The organism is Hyphomonas sp. (assembly GCF_040882205.1).
Lineage (GTDB): Bacteria > Pseudomonadota > Alphaproteobacteria > Caulobacterales > Hyphomonadaceae > Hyphomonas.
The window spans coordinates 1-3834 of sequence record NZ_JBBEBT010000187.1 but is presented as its reverse complement, the minus strand read 5'-3'; the positions used below and the strand labels follow the sequence as shown (position 1 = coordinate 3834).

The following is a 3834-nucleotide window of genomic DNA, read 5'->3' as shown; positions in this document are numbered from 1 at the left end:
GGGCTAGCCCCATATCCCCGCCCTCTGAAAATTGAATACGATTTCCTGCCTTCGAGCGCCCTTCTCCCCAAGGGAGATGGGATTTTGCTCAGCCCATCTTCCCGGCGTCCAGCACCGCCCGTGTGACGCGCAGTATGCGGCTGGCGATGCGGACCTCGATGTAGAAGGAGACGAGCGCGACGACGAGCAGCAGCATCGAGACGACGAACAGGATCGAGACGGCGGCGGCGACCGGGACCGCGACCAGCTGGCCGGTGAACAGGAGGATGATCACGAGGCAGATCATCAGCGCGGCCAGGGTGCAGAGGCCGATGGCGCGGTGAATGTGCACCATGCGCCGGTCGAGCACGCCGAGCTCGGTCTGGTGGATGCGGCGGGCCGTATCGTCATTGGCGGCGAGGCCTTCCTCCAGCGCGCGCCAGCGGTCCACCACACGAGCGAGGCGGTTGGCCATCACGTTCAGCAGCGCGCCGATGCCGGCCAGCGTGAACACCGGCGCTATGGCCAGCTGGATGATGTGGGCGATGTCGGAGGGGAGGGCAGTTTCGGGCATGGTGGGGGTCCAGGGCGACGCTTGCCGGAGTTTACCCTGTTTGGCGCCGGAAACATCCCGAGGCCTTCCCAATCCGGCCCTTTTGCGCCATAAGCCCGTTTTTGGGGCGGAGGCACTGTCTCTTGACCCTGCTGGACGACATCCCGGCTGTGGCCACCTGATCAGGCCCGTTCCAAAAAACCCCGCCAATTCAGGCGACTAGTGAACCCAGCGCCCGCGGGCGTGAAACCAGAAGGCTTATCCGATGTCGATTACCGCTGAACACAAACAAGAGCTGATCAAGAAGTTCGCCACCAACCCGGGTGACACGGGCTCGCCGGAAGTCCAGGTTGCGATCCTCACGGCGCGCATCAATGGCCTGACCGACCACTTCAAGGCCAACAAGAAAGACAACCACTCCCGCCGGGGCCTGCTGACCATGGTCGCCACCCGCCGGAAGCTCCTGGACTATGTCCGGGGCAAGGATGAAGCTCGTTACACGAAGCTCATCACGGAACTCGGCATCCGCCGCTAGGTCCAAAACAAGCCCGCCAGGCAATAGGGCCATGGCGGGCTTTTCGTATGTGAAAGAAAGACAGACATGTTCAATACGCAATCAGTGTCGCTGGAATGGGCCGGCCGCACACTCACGATCGAGACGGGCCATGTGGCGCGTCAGGCTGATGGCGCCGTCATGGTCACCTATGGCGACACCACGCTCCTCGCGACCGCCGTCTTCGCAAAGTCGGCCAAGCCCGGTCAGGACTTCTTCCCCCTGACCGTCAACTACCAGGAAAAATACTTCGCAGCTGGCCGCATTCCCGGAGGCTTTTTCAAGCGTGAAGGCCGCCCGACCGAGAAAGAGACGCTGACCTCGCGCCTTATCGACCGACCGATCCGCCCGCTGTTCGTCAAGGGCTTCAAGAACGAAGTCCAGGTGATCATCACCGTTCTCTCGTATGACCTCGAGAACGATGCCGATGTGATGGGCATGATCGGCGCCTCGGCCGCCCTCGTGCTCTCCGGTGCCCCGTTCATGGGTCCGATCGCGGCAAGCCGCGTCGGCTATATCAACGGCCAGTATGTCATCAACCCGACCGTCGCGGAACTGGAAGATTCCGAACTCGACCTCGTCCTCGCCGGCACGTCCGACGCTGTGATGATGGTAGAATCGGAAGCTTATGAGCTTTCGGAAGAAATCATGCTCGGCGCCGTTGTCGCCGGCCATGACGCGATGCAGCCAGTGATCGATGCGATCATACAACTTGCCGAGAAAGCCGCCAACGCGCCGTTCGAGTTTGAAGCCGAAGACAATTCTGCTGCCGTGAAAGCGATCGAGAAGATCGTCGGCAAGGACCTGTCGAAAGCCTACAAGATCACCGCGAAGGCCGAGCGCTACGGCGCAGTCGGCGCCGCGCGCGATACTGCAAAGGCGAAACTCGTCGGCACTGAAGACGCGCCGGGCGAAATGTCGGCCGACCTGTTCAAGGCCGCCTTCAAAGAAGCCGAAGCCTCGGTGGTTCGCGGCGACATCCTGAAAACGGGTGAGCGCATCGATGGCCGCAAGCTGGACCAGATCCGTCCGATCCTCGCCGAGGCAGGCTTCCTGCCCCGCACGCACGGCTCGGCCCTGTTCACGCGCGGCGAAACGCAGGCGATCTGCGTCACCACGCTCGGAACCTCCGATGACGAACAATACATCGAAGGTCTGGACGGCACCCGCAAAGAGAAGTTCATGCTGCACTATAACTTCCCACCCTACTCGGTCGGGGAGACAGGCCGCCTCGGCGGCGCGGGCCGCCGCGAGATCGGTCATGGCAAGCTTGCCTGGCGTGCCCTTCAGGCAGTTTTGCCGAAGCACGAAGACTTTCCGTACACGATCCGTCTCGTCTCGGAGATCACCGAGTCCAATGGCTCGTCCTCGATGGCGACGGTCTGCGGTTGCTCCCTCGCCATGATGGATGCCGGCGTGCCGATCACCCGTCCGGTGTCCGGCATCGCGATGGGCCTAATCCTCGAAGGCAAGGACTTCGCGGTCCTCTCCGACATCCTGGGTGACGAAGACCACCTCGGCGACATGGACTTCAAGGTGGCCGGTACGGAGAAGGGCATCACCTCCCTCCAGATGGACATCAAGGTGGCCGGCATCACGCGCGAGATCATGGGCAAAGCCCTCGATCAGGCGAAAGGCGGGCGTCACCACATCCTCGACGAAATGGCGAAGGGTCTCTCCTCCGCCCGCGGCAAGCTCGCCGACACCGCGCCGCAGATGGAAATCATCAAGGTGCCGACCGACAAGATCCGTGATGTGATCGGCTCGGGCGGCAAGGTCATCCGCGGCATCGTCGACGAGACGGGCGCCAAGGTGAACATCGATGATGACGGCACCGTCCAGATTTCGGCGATGGACCGGAAGTCGATCGACGCTGCCATCAAGATGATCCGGGGCATCACGGCGGAAGCCGAAATCGGCCAGGTCTACGAAGGCAAGGTCGTCTCGATGAAAGACTTCGGCATCTTCGTGAACTTCTTCGGTCCCAAGGACGGCCTCGTGCACGTCTCCCAGATGGCCAACAAGCGCATCGGCCATCCGAAAGAGATGGTCAAAGAAGGCGACAAGGTCTGGGTTAAGTTGATGGGCCTCGACGAGCGCGGCAAGGTCCGCCTGTCGATGAAGGTCGTCGATCAGGAGACCGGTAAGGAAATCGAAGGCGCGGACGCCGGCGAGTAATCGCTCCTCTGCGTCAATGCAAATAGGGAAGGGCCGCTCCTTGTGGGGCGGCCCTTTTTGTTGGAAAGCCTGTCTGCGGGCAAAAGGGCGTTGTCATGTCGAAGAAAAAAGCATTCCTGATCGCGATGTCGGGCGGGTCCGGCTCCGGCAAGTCGACGCTGGCGGTGGCGCTGCTCGAGCGGCTGGGGCCCGGCAATGCGGTTATGTTCGGCGAGGACGCCTATTATCACCCGATGAATTTCTACGGCGCTCTTAAGAGCGAAGAGGAACGCCGCGCCCTCGTCGCGGGCATCAATTATGACGATCCGAAATCCAAGGAGGTTGACCACCTCGTCTCCGACCTGCGCGCACTGAAGGCGGGCGAGACGATTGAGCAGCCGATCTATGATTACGAACTGCATGACCGCTCGAAGAAGACGCGCCGCATCGGTTCGGCGCCGGTGCTGATCCTTGAAGGCATCCATGCGCTGTCGATGCCGAAGATCCGCAACTTCATCGACCTTTCGGTCTATGTCGACACGCCGGACGATCTGCGCCTCGCCCGCCGCATCCGGCGCGACGTGATCGAGCG

At 61.9% G+C, this 3834-nt stretch carries 4 protein-coding genes; 3 read left to right on the top strand and 1 reads right to left on the bottom strand.

The features are described 5' to 3' along the window. Positions 1 to 88 precede the first annotated feature (88 nt). On the bottom strand, positions 89 to 553 hold the full coding sequence (locus WEA77_RS07600) for a DUF2721 domain-containing protein (protein ID WP_368067264.1): 465 nt from the start codon (positions 551 to 553) through the stop codon (positions 89 to 91). Positions 554 to 797: 244 nt separating this feature from the next. Here WEA77_RS07600 and rpsO point away from each other — a divergent pair, with 244 nt between their 5' ends. From rpsO to WEA77_RS07585, 3 genes are all read left to right on the top strand, one after another. Further along, a complete protein-coding gene (gene rpsO / locus WEA77_RS07595; protein WP_368067263.1) occupies positions 798 to 1067 on the top strand; it encodes a 30S ribosomal protein S15 in 270 nt (89 codons plus the stop codon). Between the two features lie 66 nt (positions 1068 to 1133). Next, positions 1134 to 3263: a polyribonucleotide nucleotidyltransferase gene (gene pnp / locus WEA77_RS07590; protein WP_368067262.1), complete on the top strand. Its 2130-nt coding sequence runs from the start codon at positions 1134 to 1136 to the stop codon at positions 3261 to 3263. Positions 3264 to 3358: 95 nt separating this feature from the next. Beyond that, positions 3359 to 3834: uridine kinase (locus WEA77_RS07585; RefSeq protein WP_368067261.1), on the top strand; the 476-nt coding region annotated here is incomplete at its 3' end.